4 protein-coding genes are annotated in these 17,762 nt (G+C 73.5%); all 4 read left to right on the top strand.

All coding sequences use genetic code 11. From position 1 onward, the window contains the following. Nucleotides 1-223: 223 nt before the first annotated feature. The 4 genes from QCN29_RS04370 (at nt 224) to QCN29_RS04355 (ending at nt 17,551) form a co-directional block, all read left to right on the top strand. On the top strand, nt 224-1,576 hold the full coding sequence (locus QCN29_RS04370) for a lysine N(6)-hydroxylase/L-ornithine N(5)-oxygenase family protein (RefSeq protein ID WP_279926334.1): 1,353 nt from the start codon (nt 224-226) through the stop codon (nt 1,574-1,576). Nucleotides 1,577-1,711: 135 nt separating this feature from the next. Further along, nucleotides 1,712-2,764: an iron-siderophore ABC transporter substrate-binding protein gene (locus QCN29_RS04365; RefSeq protein ID WP_279926332.1), complete on the top strand. Its 1,053-nt coding sequence runs from the start codon at nt 1,712-1,714 to the stop codon at nt 2,762-2,764. 145 nt (nt 2,765-2,909) lie between these two features. Further along, nucleotides 2,910-17,345 carry a non-ribosomal peptide synthetase gene (locus QCN29_RS04360; protein ID WP_279926331.1) on the top strand — a complete coding sequence of 4,812 codons (14,436 nt, stop codon included), beginning with the start codon at nt 2,910-2,912 and terminating at the stop codon, nt 17,343-17,345. Next, nucleotides 17,342-17,551, top strand: coding sequence for an MbtH family protein (locus QCN29_RS04355; protein ID WP_279926330.1), 210 nt, complete (start codon nt 17,342-17,344; stop codon nt 17,549-17,551). The genes QCN29_RS04360 and QCN29_RS04355 overlap by 4 nt, the downstream gene beginning before the upstream one ends. Nucleotides 17,552-17,762 lie beyond the last annotated feature (211 nt).

Below are 17,762 nucleotides of genomic sequence, written 5' to 3'. Positions count from 1 at the left end.
TGACCGCAGGCAAGTAAAGCAAGCCTTACCTAAGGCTGCAAATGGGCCGTGTTGTCAGGCAGTTTGACGGTGCGATGGGTGAAATGTCTCTTTTGCCCACGTCGACAGGTTGGCCAGATCAGGTTAGCTTTACCTAAGTTCCGCTTGGCCGCCGCTCCGGTGTGTCCGGCGTCTTGTTCTCACCCACGCCTCACAGGCGGCTGTCCCGCACGATGGGAGTGACATGTCTCAGGTTCTTCCTGGCGACGCACCTCTGGTCCATGACCTCATAGGCATCGGCTTCGGCCCGTCGAATGTGGCCATGGCGATAGCGCTCAGCGAGCACAACGCACGCGTCGGCAGGCAGGAAGCGGTCACCGCCCACTTCTTCGAGCGGCAGCAGAGCTTCGGCTGGCACCGCGGCATGCTGATCGACGACGCGACCATGCAGGTCTCCTTCCTCAAGGACCTGGTGACGCTGCGGAACCCGGCCAGCGAGTACAGCTTCCTGTGCTACCTGCAGGACAAGGGCCGCCTGATCGACTTCGTCAACCACAAGAACCTCTTCCCGCTGCGCGTGGAGTTCCACGACTACCTCGAGTGGGCCGCGGCGAAGGTCGACGACATGGTCTCCTACGGCCACGAGGTCATCGCCGTCGAGCCCGTCGAACGCGACGGCGTGGTCGAGTACCTGGAAGTCACCGCCCGTTCCGGCGCGGAGCTCGTGGTCCACCGGGCGCGCAACCTGGTCATCGGCACCGGCCTGCGGCCGGTGATGCCCGAGGGCGTCGAGCGTTCGGACCGCGTCTGGCACACCTCCGAGCTGCTGGCCAAGGTCGACGGCCTCGAAGGCGCCGAGCCCGAGCGCTTCGTCGTCGTCGGCGCCGGCCAGAGCGCCGCCGAGAACGTGGCCTATCTGCACCGCCGTTTCCCCCGGGCCGAGGTCTGCGCCGTCTTCTCCCGCTACGGCTACAGCCCCGCCGACGACTCCGGCTTCGCCAACCGCATCTTCGACCCCCAGGCCGTCGACGAGTACTTCACGGCCCCCGACGACGTGAAGCGCAAGCTGATGGACTACCACGGCAACACCAACTACTCCGTGGTGGACATCGACCTGATCGACGATCTGTACCGCCAGGCGTACCAGGAGAAGGTCCTCGGCGCCGAGCGCCTGCGCTTCCTCAACGTCTCACGGCTCACCGGCGTCGACGACTCCGGCGACAAGGTCCGCGCCACCGTCACCTCCCTCGTCACCGGCGAGGACACCACCCTCGACGCCGACGTGGTCGTCTACGCCACCGGCTACAGCCCTGCCGACCCCACCGGTCTCCTCGGCCCGGTCGCCGACCTGTGCCACCGCGACGAGCAGGACCGGATCAGCGTCCAGCGGGACTACCGGATCGCCACCCGGCCCGAACTGCGCTGCGGCATCTACCTCCAGGGCGGCACCGAGCACACCCACGGCATCACGTCGTCCCTGCTGTCCAACACCGCGATCCGGGTCGGCGAGATCCTCGACTCGGTCCTTGGCCAGGGCCTCGCGCCCGTCCCCGCCGAGACCCGGCAGATCGCCGACGGCATCGGCTCGGCCCGCTGAGACCGCGGAGGCCTCAGGGCCCCGCAGGCCTTCGCCGGCCACCCCCCCCCACACACACACCGCCCGCACGCCGGTAGCGCCGTCATATCCGGCGGGCGCGGCACGCACTGTGAAACCCCCGTGAAAGGAACACCCGTGACCACTGGTCCACGCCCCGCTCTGGCGCGGCTCGTCAGAAACGTCCCCAGGGCGGCCGTCGCCGCAGCCGCCGCCCTCGCGCTCACCGCCTGTGGGGGCGGCGCCGAGAAGACCGAGTCGAAGCCGTCGAGCGACACGTCGAACGCCGCCGAGTCCTCCTCCGCCTTCCCGGTGACGGTCGAGCACAAGTACGGCAGCACGACCATCGACAAGGAGCCCAAGAAGGTCGTCACCCTCGGTCTCTCGGACCAGGACGCGGTGCTGGCCCTGGGGATCAAGCCGGTCGGCGCGGTCGACTGGTTCAAGGAGGACCCGTACGGCAAGTGGCCCTGGGCCAAGGACAAGTGGGGCTCCGACAAGCCGCAGATCGTCGGCGAGCGCGACGAGTACAACATCGAGAAGATCGCGGCGCTCAAGCCGGACCTGGTCGTCGCCCAGTACTCCGGCATGAAGAAGGAGCAGTACGACACCCTCTCCAAGTTCACCAAGGTCGTGGCCCAGCCCAAGGACTTCCCGGACTACGGGGCGCCCTGGCAGGTCATGACCAAGCAGATCGGCAAGTCGCTCGGCAAGGAGAGCGAGACCGAGAAGCTCATCTCCGACGTCGACGCCCGCTTCAAGGCCGTCCGCGACAAGCACCCGGAGTGGGCAGGCAAGACCATCGCGGTCGCCGACAGCTTCGAGGCCGGCAAGTACTCCGCCTTCACCAAGACCGACCCCAAGGCGATCTTCTTCTCCGAGCTCGGCTTCAAGCTCAAGCCCGAGATCGACACCATGGCCAAGCCCGGCTGGAACGTCGCCGAGCTGAGCGCCGAGAAGCTGAACGTCCTCGACGTCGACCGGCTCGTCTGGGTCACCTCCAGCACCGAGGCCAACGACCGCATCAAGGCCGAACCGCTCTACAGCAAGCTGAAGGTCCACCAGGAGAAGCGCGACCTGTTCGTCCCGTACCAGGACCCGGACATCGGCGCGGCCTTCTCGTTTAACACCGTTCTGTCGATCCCCTACGCGATCGACGAGATCGAGCCGCTGCTGACGGCCGTCAAGTGACGGCGCGCCGCTGACGCGCGCACCCGAGCCGGCCGGCGCGACCACGCCGGCCGGCTCGGTCGGCTCCGGCGCGCCGGTCATGGCGCTGCCGCTCCGGCGGGACCCCCAACACTCACGCACCACCAGGGAAAGGCCACTTCGTACGATGTTTGACGTCGAGTCGGACCGGACGTCCGCTTCCGGGATGCCCCTCACCGGCGGGCAGTCCGGCATCTGGCTGGCCCAGCAGATCGAGCCGGACAGCTCTGCCTACAACATCGTGTTTGCCCTGGACCTGCGTGGCGACATCGACCTCGACCGCCTCGTCGGCGCCGTCCGGCAGACCGTCACGGAAGCGGAGTGCCTGCACATCACCGTCGCCCCCGACGAGGACGGTCCGCGCCAGACTCCCGCCGCCGCCCTCCCCGACGTTCCCGTCGTCGACCTCCGCGACGCCGCCGACCCCGAGGAAGCGGCCGCCGCATGGATGGAAGCCGACCGGGACCGGCCCGCCGACCTCGCCCGCGGACCGCTCTTCGCCCAGGCCGTCCTGCGCCTCGCGGACGACCGGGTCTGGTGGTGCCAGCGCTACCACCACATCCTCGTCGACGGCATGGGCGTCGCGCTCATCACCCGCCGCGCCGGAGAGATCTACACCGCCGGCGACGACGCCCCCGCCCCCCGTGACTGGTCGCTCGCCCGGCTGGTCGCCGCCGACCGGGAGTACCGCGACTCCGAACAGCACCGGCAGGACCGCGCCTGGTGGCGCGAGCGCATGGCCGGCCTGCCCGAGCCCGTACGCCTCGTCGAGCGCGCCCCCGCACCGATGACCCGCCGGCTGCGGCGCACCGCCGAACTGCCCGACGCCGACCTGAATCTGCTGGAGACCGCCGCCCGGAGCGCGGGCGTACGGTCCTCCCGGCTGCTGATCGCCGCCGTGGCCGCCTATCTGCACCGGGTCAGCGGAGAGCAGGACCTCGTCATCGGCCTGCCGCTCGCGGCCCGCCACGACGCCGTGTCTGCCGACATACCCGGCATGGTCTCCAACGTGGTGCCGCTGCGGCTGACCGTCCGCCCCGGCGCCACCGGCGCCGAGCTGGCAGCCGACGTCTGCCGCGCGGTCGGCGACGCCGTCGCACACGGCCGCTGCCGCGCCGAGGACCTGGCCAGGGACCTCGGCCTCGCCGACGGCGTGCAGCAGCTCGTCGGCCCCACCGTCAACATCCTGCCCCGCCCCCAGAGCCTGCGCTTCGCGGACCTCGACGCCGAACTCGACCCGGTGTGGCTGGGCGCCGTCAGCGACCTCGCCGTCAGCTTCGCCGAAAGCCGGGGCGGCAGCGGCATCCGCGTCTGCCTCGACGCCGACGCCGACGTCTGCGACGAGCAGACCCTCCGCGACCACGAGCGCCGCCTCCTCGCCGTGCTGCGCGCCCTGTCCGAGGACCTCGCCCGCCCCGTCGGGCACATCGAGCTGACCTCCGCGGACGAACGCTCCCGTCTCCTCGGCACGTTCGGCGTCTCCCCCCGCGAGGTGCCCGAACTGACCTGGCCCGCGGCCTTCGAAGCACAGGTGCGCCGCTCGCCCGACGCCGTCGCCCTTGTGCACGAGGACCGCGAGATGACGTATGCGGAGCTCGACGCCGCCGCGAACCGGCTCGCCCGGCACCTCGTCTCCCGCGGCGTACGCCCCGAGGACATCGTCGGCGTGGCCCTGCCGCGCTCCCCGGAACTCGTGGTGTCGCTGCTCGCGGTGATGAAGGCCGGCGCGGCCTATCTGCCGCTGGACGCCGACCACCCCCGCGACCGCATCGCCTACATGCTGAGCGACGCCGGAGCCCGCACCGTCGTGACCGTGGGCGCGCTCGCGGGCGAACTCCCCCAGACCGGCGGCATCACGCTCGTACGGCTCGACGACCCGGCCACGGCCGACGCCTGCGCCGCCCTGGACGCCGCCGCCCCCGGCGTTCGGATCGCGCTCGACCAGGCCGCGTACGTCATCTACACCTCCGGCTCCACGGGCCGCCCCAAGGGCGTCGTCGTCCCCCACGACGGCATCGGCAGCCTGATCGCCACCGCCGCCGACCGCATCGGCGTCACCGCCGAAAGCCGCGTGCTGCAGTTCGCCTCCGTCGGCTTCGACGTGACGGTCTGGGACCTGGTCATGTCGCTGTGCACCGGCGCCCGGATCATCGTGGTGCCCGCCGAACGCCGCGTCGCTGGACCGGCCCTGACCGACTACATCGCCGAACACGGCGCGACGCATATGATCCTGCCCCCGTCGCTGGTGTCGGCGCTGCCCCAGGAGTGCGAACTGCCCGAGGGCGCCGTCCTCGTCGTCGGCACCGAGGCCGTGCCGAGCGAGCTGATCGCCCGCTGGTCCGACCGGCTCCGGGTCGTCGTCGCCTACGGTCTCACCGAGGCGAGCGTCAACTCGACCCTGTGGCTCGCCGAGCCCGGCCGGCCCGGCCCCGCGCCCATCGGCGAGCCCGACCCCAACACCCGCGCCTATGTGCTCGACTCGGCGCTCCGCCCGGCGCCCGTCGGCGCCGAGGGCGAGCTGTACATCGCGGGCCGCGGCCTGGCGCGCGGCTATCTGGGACGGACGGCGCTGACCGCCGAGCGGTTCGTGGCCGACCCGTACGGAGCGCCCGGGACGCGGATGTACCGCACCGGCGACCGCGTCCGCTGGAGCGCCGACGGCAACCTGGAGTTCCTCGGCCGCGCGGACGGCCAGATCAAGATCCGCGGCCACCGGATCGAGCCCGGCGAGGTCGAGAGCGCCTTTATGGCCTGCCACGGCATTGCCCAGGCGGCCGTCCTCGTCCGCGACGACCACCGGGGCGTCAAGAGGCTCGTCGCCTACCTCGTCCCGGAGGCCGCCGAGGCCGTCGACGCCGCCGACACCCCGGCCGCCGACGCCGAGGGCGCCCTCGAGGCCGACGACGCCGTCGCCGCCGCGCGGGCCCGGGTCGCCGACACCCTGCCCGACTACATGACGCCCTCCGCCGTCGTCGTCCTCGACCGCCCATTGCCGCTGACCCCCAACGGCAAACTGGACGGCCGCGCCCTGCCCGAGCCGGACTGGACGGCCGTCAGCGGCGCCGACGCGCCCTCCACCGCCGCCGAGGCCACGCTCGCCGCACTCTTCGCCGACGTCCTCGGCCTGCCCGCGGCGGGCGTCCACGACAGCTTCTTCGAGCTGGGCGGCGACAGCATCGTCGCCATCCAGCTGGTGAACCGCGCCCGTGCAGCGGGCCTCGCCCTCACTCCGCGCGACGTCTTCCGGCAGCGGACCGTCGCGGCCCTCGCCCGCGTCGCCGGGGAAGCGGCCGCCGCTGCGAGCGGCCCGGCGGCCCTCGCCGACCTCGACGAGGACGCCCTGCCGGTCTCCCCGCTCCAGGAAGGTTTCTTCTTCCACGCGGAGTACGACGCACAGGCCGCCGACCTCTACCTGGTACAGGAACTCCTCGACCTCGACGGGCCAGTCGACCCCGAGCGGCTGCGACAGGCGCTGCAACTCCTCCTCGACCGGCACCCGCTGCTGCGCGCCTCCTTCCGCCAGCTGCCCTCCGGCCGGGTCGTCCAGCGCATCGCCGACCGGGCCACCCTGCCCTGGCGGCAGGCCGACACCTCGACCACGCCGCTCGAGGAGCTGCTGCGCGCCGACCGCGACGAGCCGTTCGACCTCGCCCGGCCGCCGCTGCTGCGCGCCGTCCTCATCCGGGACGGGCAGCGCTCACGGCTGCTGCTCACCCTGCACCACATCGTCGCCGACGGCTGGTCCGTCTCCGTCCTGCTGCGCGAACTGACCGCCGCCTACCGCGGCGAGCAGCTGCCCGAGCCGCCCGCCGTGCGCCCGTACCTCTCCTGGCTGGCCGGCCGCGACGCGACCGCCGCACGCGAGGCGTGGCAGCAGGCGCTGGCCGGACTGGACGGCCCCACGAGGCTGCTGCCCGCGCTCGCCGGCGCGGTCCCCGACACCGACGCCGACGCTGAGAACGCCCCGGCACGGCCGGAGCACGTCGACAGCAGGCTGCCCGAGGACCTCGTCGCGGAGCTCACCGCCTACGCCCGCCGCCACGGCCTCACCCTCAGCACCGTCGTCAACGGCCTGTGGGGCCTCCTCCTCAGCGCGCTGACCGGCAGTCAGGACGTGGTCTTCGGCACCACCGTCTCCGGACGGACCACCGAGGTGCCGGGCCTGGACGCGGCCGTGGGCCTGTTCATCAACACCGTCCCCGTCCGGGTGACCCCGCGCGCCGACGAGACCCTCACCGATCTGCTGCGGCGCGTCCAGGACGAGCAGGCGGCGCTGCTGGACTGCCAGCACCTCGGCCTCGCCGAGATCCAGCGCCTCGCCGGCGGCGGAGAGCTCTTCGACACCCTCGTGGTGTTCGAGAACTACCCTGCCGGGGACCGTGCCACGGCCGCGGAGCCGGACGCGCTGCACATCACCGGCGCCGAGGTGCTCGACGCCGTGCACTACCCGCTGGCCCTAGTCGTCGAGCCGTCCGCGCCGTCCGCGCCGTCTGGGGGATCGCTGCTGCTGCGGTTCAAGCACGACGCCGCCCGCCTCGACACGGTCTCCACGGCCGTCCTCGCCCAGCGGTTCACGGCGCTGCTGCGCACCCTGGTGACCGCGCCCGGCCGCACCGTCGCCGCGACCGGCCTGCTCTCCCCGCGCGAGGAGCAGCACCTCGCCGCGCTGAACGCAACCGACACGCCCGTCCCCGAGGCCACCCTCGTCTCGCTGATCGAGGCCCAGGCGGCGCGCACCCCGCACGCCCCGGCCGTCGTCTTCGACGGCGATGCGCTCAGCTACGCGGAGCTCGACCGGCGCGCCGAGGCCCTGGCCCGGCGGCTGCGGGCGCGCGGCGCGGGACCGGAGCAGTATGTCGCCGTCGCCGTGCCCCGCTCCGCCGAGCTGATGACGGCCCTGCTGGGCGTCCTCAAGGCAGGGGCCGCCTATCTGCCCGTCGACCTCGACTACCCGGCCGACCGGGTGGCGTTCATGCTCGCCGACTCCGGCGCGCGCACCGTCGTCACCACCGCCGGGGCCGCCGGCCGGCTGCCCGTCGTGCCCGGGCTGGAACACATCCTGGTGGACCACGCCCAGGCAGACCGGGACGGGGACGCCGACCGGGACGGGGACGCGCCCGGCGCACCGGCCCGCCCGGCCGGGCCCGACCACCCCGCGTACCTGATCTACACCTCCGGCTCCACCGGGCGGCCCAAGGGCGTGGCCGTCACCCACCGGGCCATCGTCAACCGGCTCGCCTGGATGCAGGGCGAGTACGGCCTCGAAGCCGACGACCGGGTCCTGCAGAAGACCCCCTCCAGCTTCGATGTGTCGGTGTGGGAGTTCTTCTGGGCGTTGACCCGGGGTGCGGCCGTGGTCCTGGCCCGCCCCGACGGCCACCGCGATCCCGCCTATCTCGCCGAGCTGATCCGCGGGGAGCGGATCACCACGATGCACTTCGTGCCGTCGATGCTGGCCGCGTTCGTCCAGGTGATGGAGTCCGCCGCGGGCGCGGCCGACTGGGCCGTGAGCCTGCGCCGGGTGTTCTGCAGCGGCGAGGCCCTCACCGGACCGGACGCGCGCCGCTGGCACGAGCTGACCTCCCGCGACGGCCGCACCCCGGTGCCGCTGCACAACCTCTACGGCCCCACCGAGGCGGCCGTGGACGTCACCTACTTCCCCTACGGGGGCGGTGCGGAACTCGCCGTCCCGATCGGCCGGCCCGTGTGGAACACCCGGCTGCACATCCTGGACCCGCTGCTGCGCCCCGTGCCCGACGGCGCCCCCGGCGAGCTGTACCTGGCCGGCGTCCAGCTGGCCCGCGGCTACCACGACCGGCCCGGTCTGACCGCCGAGCGGTTCGTCGCCGACCCGTTCGGCGCTCCCGGCGCCCGGATGTACCGCACCGGCGACCTCGTCCGGCGTCGCGCCGACGGCGCGGTGGAGTACCTCGGCCGCACCGACCGACAGGTCAAGATCCGCGGCAACCGCATCGAACTCGGCGAGATCGAGGCCGCGCTCGCCGCCCTGCCGGGCGTGGCCCGAGCGGCCGTGACCGTCCGCGACGGGGCGCTCGTGGGCTACGCCGTGCCCGCGGCCGACGCCGCGCCGGACGCCGCCGCCCTGCGCGACGCGCTCGCGGACGCGCTGCCCGCGGCCATGACGCCGTCCGCCGTCGTCACCCTGGCCGAACTGCCGCTGACGCCCAGCGGAAAGCTCGACCAGAACGCCCTGCCGTCACCCGAGGTCGCGCCCCGGGAAGCCGGCCGCGCCCCGCGCGACGAGCGCGAGAGCGCCCTGTGCGAGATCTTCGCCGATGTCCTCGGCATGCCCGGAATCGGCGTCGACGACGACTTCTTCGTCCTCGGCGGCGACAGCCTCACCTCGATCGCCGTCGCCACCCGCGCCCGGGAACAGGACATGGCCCTCAGCCCGCGCGACGTGTTCGAGCGCCGCACCCCGGCCGGTCTCGCCGCCGCGGCCGCTCAGACCGCCCGCGCGGAAGCCGGCGAGACCGCGCCCGCCGAGTCGACGGCTTCCGGGGCGCCGGCCGACGGCGCCGCCCCCGCCGGCATCGCCCCCGACGGAGGCGTGACCGTCTCCGCCGCCGACGCCGGGCAGGCCGCCGCGGCCCTGCACGCCGTACTGGCCCGGGCACAGCAGTCCGGCACGGCGGTCGACCCCGCACTGCAGGCCCTGCTGGACCAGCTGACCGCCGCCGGCAAACCCCAGGAGCCCGAAGCCCCCGCCGCGCTGGGCGGACTGGAGCTCTCCGCGGAGGGGACCGCGCGGGTCGAAGCCGCCGCCGGGCTGCCCGTCGCCGACATCTGGCCGCTCTCCCCGCTCCAGGAGGGCATGTACTTCCACGCCACCTACGACGCGGGCGACGCCCTCGACGTCTACCTCTCGCAGGAGACCCTGGACTTTGACCACCGCCTCGGCGCCGACCGGCTGCGCGCCGCCTGCCGGGCGCTGCTGGAGCGCAACGCCAGTCTGCGGGCCGGCTTCACCAGCGACGGCCTGCCCCGCCCCGTGCAGTTCATCGCGGACGGCGCCGAGATCCCCCTCGTCGAGACCGACCTGTCGGGTCTGCCCGCCGACGAGCGGCGGACCCGCGTGGAGGAGCTGCTGTCGGCCGACCGCAGGCGGCGCTTCGACCTGACCGCGCCGCCGCTGTGCCGGCTGCAGCTGATCAGGCTCGGCGACGGCCGGGACCGGCTCGTCGTCACCCACCACCTCATCCTGTGGGACGGCTGGTCCGCCTGGCTGTTCCTGGAGGAGCTGTTCACGCTGTACGAGCGGGGCGGCGACACCGCCGGCCTGCCCGCCCCCGGCTCGTACCGCGACTATCTGGCCTGGCTCGACCAGCAGGACACCGCACGGGCGACCGCCGCATGGCGGCAGGCGCTCGCCGGGTTCGACGAGCCGACCCTGATCGCCCCGTCCGGACGCGACGCGGGCCCCGTGATCCCGGCCGACCACGACTCGGTGCTGAGCCTGGAGACCAGCGACCGGCTGCGCGCCCTGGCACGGCGGCACGGCCTCACCCTGAACACGGTCCTCAACGCCGCCTGGGGCCTGGTCCTCTCCGCCATGACCGGGCGCGGCGACGTCGCCTTCGGCACGGCGGTCGCCGGACGGCCCGCCGAAGTGCCGGACGTCGCGGGCATCATCGGCATGTTCCTCAACACCGTCCCCGCCCGGGTCTCCTTCGCCCCGGACGAGCCGCTGCTCGACCTGCTGCGGCGGATGCAGTCCGAGCGGGCCGCGGTCATGCCGTACGAGTACATGGGCCTCGGCGCCCTCCAGCAGGAGACCGGCCACCGCCGGCTGTTCGACACCCTGTTCGTGCTGCGGTCCGCCGACGGCGAGGAGCGCGCTGCGGCGCTGCGGCAGCGGCACGGCATCACCGGCGTGTCCAACGTGGACGGCACCCACTTCCCGCTCACGCTCATCGTCACGCCGGAGACCCGGCTGCGGGTGACCCTCGCCGCCCGGCCCGACCTGTTCGACGAGGAGGACGCCGCCACGATCCTCGCCCGGTTCACCGCGGTCCTGGAGAGGATCGCCGGGGCGCTGGCCGAGCCGGACTCCGCGGCCGCCCGGACCGCGGGAGTGGACCTGCTGCTGCCTCCGGAGCGCGCCGCGCTGGCCGCGAGCCGGGCGGCCGGCAGGGAGCCCGTGCCGGACGAGACCATCGCGGACATGCTCACCGCACAGGTCGCCCGCACCCCCGACGCTGTGGCGCTGGTCTTCGGCGACCGTGTGCTGACCTACGCCGAACTGGACGCGCACATCAACCGGATCGCCCGGCTGCTGCTCGCCCGCGGCGCGGGCCCGGAGAAGGTCGTCGCCCTCGCCCTGCCCCGGTCGATCGACATGGTCGCCGCCCTGTTCGCCGTACTGCGCACCGGCGCCGCGTATCTGCCGCTCGACCTGGACCACCCGGCCGACCGGCTGAGGCTGATGGCCGAGGACACCGGACCGCTGTGCCTGGTGTCCACCGCCGCCGTGGCCCCCACGCTGCACGGCCCGGAAGGCGCGGTCGCCCCCGAACTGATCCTGGACGACGCGGCCGTCGCCGCCGAACTGGCCGCCCTGCCCGGAGACGAGATAGACGACGCCGAGCGGCCCGCGTTCGCCCGCGGGGTGCCCGACCGCCTGGAGCACCCGGCGTACGTCATCTACACCTCCGGGTCGACCGGCCGGCCCAAGGGCGTCGTCACCCCCTACCGGGGCCTGACGAACATGCAGCTCAACCACCAGAAGGAGATCTTCGACCCGGCCATCGCCTCGGCCGGCGGACGGCGGCTGCGCATCGCGCACACCGTGTCCTTCGCCTTCGACATGTCCTGGGAGGAACTGCTCTGGCTCGTCGAGGGCCATGAGGTCCACATCTGCGACGAGGAGCTGCGCCGCGACGCCGAGGCGCTGGTCGCCTACTGCGACCGCAACCGCGTCGACGTGGTCAATGTGACGCCCACCTACGCCCAACTGCTCATCGAACAGGGCCTGCTCGACCAGTCAGACCAGTCAGACCAGTCAGACCAGTCCGACCCGGCCGACGTCGCCGCTGCGGCCAAGCACCGCCCCGCGCTGGTCCTGCTCGGCGGCGAGGCCGTGTCCGACACGGTCTGGACGAAGCTGCGCCGCACCGAGGGCGTCTACGGCTACAACCTGTACGGGCCGACCGAGTACACGATCAACACCCTCGGCGGATCGACCGCCGACAGCGCCGCCCCCACCGTGGGCCTGCCCATCCGCAACACCCGCGCCCATGTGCTGGACGCGATGCTGCGCCCGGTCCCGCCGGGCTGCCCCGGCGAGCTCTACATCGCGGGCACCGGCCTGGCACGCGGCTACCACGACCGGCCCGGCCTGACCGCCGAGCGGTTCGTCGCCGACCCGTACGGCGAGCCCGGAGAGCGCATGTACCGCACGGGCGACCTGGTACGGCAGCGCCCGGACGGGCTGCTGGACTTCCTCGGCCGCACCGACGACCAGGTCAAGATCCGCGGCTACCGCATCGAGCTGGGCGAGATCTCCACGGCCCTCGCCGCGCATCCCGAGATCGCCCACGCCGCCGTCGTGGTCCACGAGACCGCCGGCGCCAAGCGCCTGGTCGGCTACTTCGTGCCCGAAGCGGCCGGCTCGGAGCGGGACGAGGAGCTCCCGCAGCGGCTGCGCGACCATCTGAAGGCGGGCCTGCCCGACTACATGGTCCCCTCCGCGCTGGTCGCCCTGGACACCCTGCCGCTGACCGTCAACGGCAAACTCGACGTCAAGGCGCTGCCCGCGCCCGACTTCGGCGGCACGGGCGCCGGCCGGGCACCTCGCACCCCGCAGGAGGAGACGCTCTGCGCGCTGTACGCGGAGGTTCTCGGGCTGCCCGAGGGCAGCGTCGGCGTCGACGCCGACTTCTTCGAACTGGGCGGCCACTCGCTGCTGGCCACCCGGCTGGTCAGCCGGGCCCGCACCGCGCTCGACGCGGAACTCGCGATCCGCGATCTGTTCGAAGCGCCCACCGCCGCCGAACTGGCCGAGCGCGTGGCAGGCTCTCAGGGCCCCGCCCGCCCGGCCCTGTCGGCCGGTGAGCGGCCCGCAGAGCTGCCCCTGTCGCACGCCCAGCAGCGGCTGTGGGTCATCCAGCAGATCGAGTGCACCTCGGCCGCGTACAACTTCCCGCTGGTGATGCGGCTCCGCGGAGCCCTCGACCGGGACGCGTGGGCCGCGGCGCTCGCCGATGTGACCGCCCGCCACGAGGCGCTGCGCACGGTCTTCGCCGAGCGCGACGGCCAGGCGTTCCAGCGGGTGCTGCCCCCCGAGCAGGCGCGGCCCGCGGTGGAGCATGTGCGCGCCGCCGAGGACGAGGTGCCCGGCATCGTCGACGCCGCCGTCAACCGGCCGTTCGACCTCGCCGCGGAACTGCCGCTGCGCGCCACGGTCGTGGAGGTGGCCCCCGACGACCATGTCGCAGTCATCCTGCTGCACCACATCACCACCGACGAGTGGTCGGACCGGCCGTTCCTGCGGGACCTGGAAGCCGCCTACGCGGCCCGCCTGGACACCGGCGAGGCCCCCGGCTGGGAACCGCTGCCCGTCCAGTACGCCGACTACGCGCTGTGGCAGCAGCGCCTCCTGGGCGACCCCGCCGACGACGGCAGCCTCGCCGCCCGGCAACTGGACTACTGGCACTCGACGCTGGACGGGGCTCCGGAGGAGCTGGAGCTGCCCGCGGACCGGCCGCGCCCGGCGCGCCCCGCGTTCACCGGCTCCGAGCTGGACATCACGTTCGACGCCGAGGTCCACGAGGGGCTGAGGCGACTCTCCCGCGAGACCGGCGCCAGCATGTTCATGGTGGTCCACGCCGCCGTCGCCGCGCTGCTGCACCGCATGGGCGCGGGCACGGACATCCCCCTCGGCGCGCCGATCGCCGGGCGGAGCGACGAGGCCCTCGACGAACTGGTCGGCTTCTTCGTCAACACGCTCGTGCTCCGCACCGACCTGAGCGGCGACCCCAGCTTCACCGAGCTGCTCGCCCGGGTGCGGGAGACGGACCTGGCCGCCTTCTCCCACGCCGACGTCCCCTTCGAGTCGGTGGTGGAGAAGCTCAACCCGACGCGTTCGCTCTCCCGGAACCCGCTGTTCCAGGTGATGGTCGGCTACCACGCCCGGACCGGCGACGAACTTCGGCTGCCCGGGCTGCGGGCGGAGTACGTGCCCTTCCGGATCGGCTCCGCCAAGTTCGACCTGGTGTTCAGCTTTACCGAGCGGCTCGCCGCCGAAGGCGAGTCGGGCGCGCTGAGCTGTCGGCTGGAGTTCGCCACCGAGCTGTTCGACCGGGAGACCGCCCAGCGCATCGGCGAGCGGCTCAGCAGGCTGGCCGAGGCGTTCGCCGCAGCCCCCGGACAGCCGGTGTCCCAGGCGGAGATCCTGTCCGGCGAGGAACGGCAGTTGGTCCTGGAGGGCTTCAACGGCGCTCCCCGCGAAGTCGCCGAGGACTCCCTGCCCGCGATGTTCGCGCGTCAGGTCGCCGAGCGACCCGACGCGGTCGCCGTCGTCGACCGCTCCCGGCCCGTGACGTACGCCCGGCTCGACGCCCGCGCCAACCGCATCGCCCATCTGCTCGCCGCGCGCGGCGTCGGCGCGGAGAGCGTCGTCGGAGTGGCCGTGCCGCGCTCCGCGGACATGGTCGCCACGGTGGTGGCCGTACTGAAGCTGGGCGCCGCGTTCCTGCCGCTCGACCTGGTCCACCCGGGAGACCGCCTCAGCTATCTGGTCGAGGACTCGGGGGCGGCGCTCGTCGTCGGCACCGAGCCGGTGGCGGGAAAGATCCCCGCGGTGGCGGGCGTGCCCGTGGTGCTGCTCGACGAGCCGTCCGTGGCGGCCGAGCTGGACGGTCTGCCGGAGTCCGCCGCCGACGGCGGCCCGGCGGGCCTGGACCAGGCCGCGTACGTCATCTACACGTCCGGTTCGACCGGCCGCCCCAAGGGCGTGGTCGTCCCCCACGAGGGCATCGCCAGCCTGGTCGCCACCGCGGTCGACCGGATGGACCTGGAACGCGACAGCCATGTGCTGCAGTTCGCATCGATCGGCTTCGACGTCTTCGTCTTCGAACTGGCGATGGCGCTGTGCCACGGCGGACGGCTGGTGCTCATCACCGACGAGGCCCGGGTCGCCGGACCGGCGCTCACCGACTTCCTCGCCGAGCAGCGGATCACCCATATGATCCTGCCGCCCTCGCTGGTCTCCGCGCTGCCGCCGGGCTGCGAACTGCCCGAAGGCTCCACCGTCCTCGTCGGCACCGAGACGGTGCCGCCGGACCTCTTCGAGCGGTTCGGCGCCGCCGCCCGTCTGATCTGCGCCTACGGCCTCACCGAGGCGACGGTCAACTCCACCCTGTGGCGCTCCCGCGAGCACCAAGGCCGCCCGTCCGGCCGGGTGCCCATCGGCCGCCCCGACCCCAACACCCGCGCCTACGTCCTGGACGAGCGGCTGCGGCCCGTCCCGCCGGGCGTCGTGGGGGAGCTGTACATCGCCGGGCGCGGCCTGGCCCGCGGCTACCTCGGCAAGGCGGCGCTCACCTCCGAGCGGTTCACCGCCGACCCGTTCGGCGCGCCGGGCAGCCGCATGTACCGCACCGGTGACCGCGCCCGCTGGCAGGCGGACGGCAACCTCGACTTCCTCGGCCGGGTCGACACCCAGGTGAAGATCCGCGGCTTCCGCATCGAGCTGGGCGAGATCGAGGCAGCCCTCGCCGCCCACCCCGCGGTGGCCCAGGCCGCCGTGGCGCCCGACCGCGACGGGGACATCGTCCGCCTCGTGGCCTACGCGGTCCCCGAGTCCGGGGAGCCGGACCCGCAGGAGCTGCGCGCCCATGTCGCCGGGCTGCTGCCCGAGTACATGGTCCCCGCCCTCGTCGTCGCGCTGGACGGACCGCTGCCGCTGACGCCCAACGGCAAGCTGGACCACAAGGCGCTGCCCGCGCCGGACTGGTCCGCGATGACCGGCGGCGCACGCCCGGCCACCGAGACGCAGGCCCGCCTCGCCGATCTGTTCTGCGAGATCCTCAAGCTGGACGGCGTCGGAGTGCACGACAACTTCTTCGCGCTCGGCGGCCACTCCATGGCCTCGATGCGGCTGCTCGGCCGCATCCGCGCCGAGTTCGGGGCCGAGTTGAGCATCCGGGACGTCTTCGACGCGCTGACCGTCGCCGGCCTGGCCGGCAAGCTGGACGGCGCGGCGGCGGCCCGCCCGGCGCTGCGTCCCGCCGGGGACCGGGCGGAGCCTGCCGCGGCCGCCCCCGTCCAGCGCTGGCAGTGGGAGTCGTACCGCCGCAGTCCCGGCTTCGACCACGCGCTGATGCTGCGCGCCCCGGCGGGCGGCCTCGACGCGGACGCGGTCGCGGCGGCGCTCGCCGATCTGGCGGCCCGTCACGAGCCGCTGCGCACGGCCTTCGCCGAGCGCGACGGCCTGCTGCTCCAGCAGCCGGCCCGGGCCCCGGAGCCGACCGTGGAGCGGTGCGCCGACCTGGACGCGCGGCTGAGGGAACTCGCCTCCCGGGCGCCCGCCCTGGAACAGGAGGCCCCGCTGCGGGCGCATCTGCTCACCGACCCCGCCGGCAGCCAGGCGCTGCTGCTGACCCTGCACTACCTCGCGGTCGACGAGTGGTCCGTGGTGCCGCTGTTCCGCGATCTGACCACGGCGTACGCGGCCCGCGCCGAGGGCCGGGCGCCCGACTGGGAGCCCCTGCCGGTCACGTACGGGGACTATGCCCGGTGGGCCCGCGAGGTCCTGGGCGACCTCGACGACCCGGACAGCAGGGGAAGCCGTCAGCTCGCCTACTGGAAGGAGACGCTCCGGGGCGCGCCGCAGCGGCTGGACCTCCCCGCCGACGGACCGCGCACGACCTCGCGGGCCGCCGGCCATGTGGGCTTCGCACTGGACGAGGAACTCCACGCGGCCGTGGACGAGCTGGCCCGGGCGACCGGCACCAGCATGTTCATGGTGCTGCACTCGGCGCTCGCGGCGGTGCTCACCGCCCATGGCGCGGGCGCCGATCTGCCCATCGGCACGATGGTCGCCGGCCGCAGCGACGACCAGCTCGCCGACCTGGTCGGCTGCTTCTTCAACACGGTCGTGCTGCGCACGGACACCGGGGGCGACCCGACGTTCGCGGAGCTGCTGTCCCGGGTGCGGGAGACCACGCTGAGCGCCCTGGACCGCCAGGAGGTCCCCTTCGAAGAGGTCGTCAAGGCCGCCGGGCTCGCGCCCGAAGGCCCCCAGGTCATGGTGATCCACCATGAACAGGCCGATCTGGAGCAACTCGAGGGCGGCATGGGCGCGCTCGAGGCCGTGCCGACCGGCTCGGCCCGGGCCGAACTGACGCTCAGCTTCTACGAGCCGCGCGGGGACGGCCCCGTGCACTGCGGGCTGATCCACGCGACCGGCCTCCTCGGAGCTGCCAAAGCGCAGCGGCTCGCCGACGAACTCCAGGCGCTGCTGCGCACCGCGGCAGCCGATCCCGGACAGCCGCTGTCGGAGCTGTTCAACGTAACGTCCACAAGGAGTGACAACGCATGAGCACCAACCCGTTCGAAGACCCGCAGGGCCGCTTCCTGGTCCTCGTCAACGACGAGAACCAGCACTCGCTGTGGCCGTCCTTCGCTCAGGTTCCCGCCGGCTGGCGGACCGTCTTCGGCGAGGACACCCGCGAGGCGTGCGTCGCCTATGTCGAGACCCACTGGACGGACCTGCGCCCGGCAACCCTGGCGGCCCGGCAGGCCTGACGCCGCACCGCCGGCGCTGACGCCGACGCCGACGCTGACGCCGCCCGCGGAGAGGAAGCTCTCCGCGGGCGGCGTCGTATTGCGGGGCGGCGGCTCTGGGCCGTGTGCGGCGGGTCCTTCCCCTGCCCCGCCCCTACCCGTGACTTGGGGCTCCGCCCCCGGACCCCCCGTACGGCCCGAAGGCCGTGTCCTCAATCGCCGGACGGGCTGG

It is taken from the genome of Streptomyces chengmaiensis (genome assembly GCF_029846775.1).
In the GTDB taxonomy this organism is placed as follows: domain Bacteria; phylum Actinomycetota; class Actinomycetes; order Streptomycetales; family Streptomycetaceae; genus Streptomyces; species Streptomyces chengmaiensis.
The sequence above is the reverse complement of the archived record's forward strand: the minus strand, read 5'-3'. Positions and strand labels throughout refer to the sequence as shown.

Excerpts from the sequence above, each read along its gene's own strand:
- QCN29_RS04370 (WP_279926334.1), top strand. The coding sequence starts at position 224 with ATGTCTCAGGTTCTTCCTGGCGACGCACCTCTGGTCCATGACCTCATA.
- QCN29_RS04360 (WP_279926331.1), top strand. The coding sequence starts at position 2,910 with ATGTTTGACGTCGAGTCGGACCGGACGTCCGCTTCCGGGATGCCCCTC.
- QCN29_RS04355 (WP_279926330.1), top strand. The coding sequence starts at position 17,342 with ATGAGCACCAACCCGTTCGAAGACCCGCAGGGCCGCTTCCTGGTCCTC.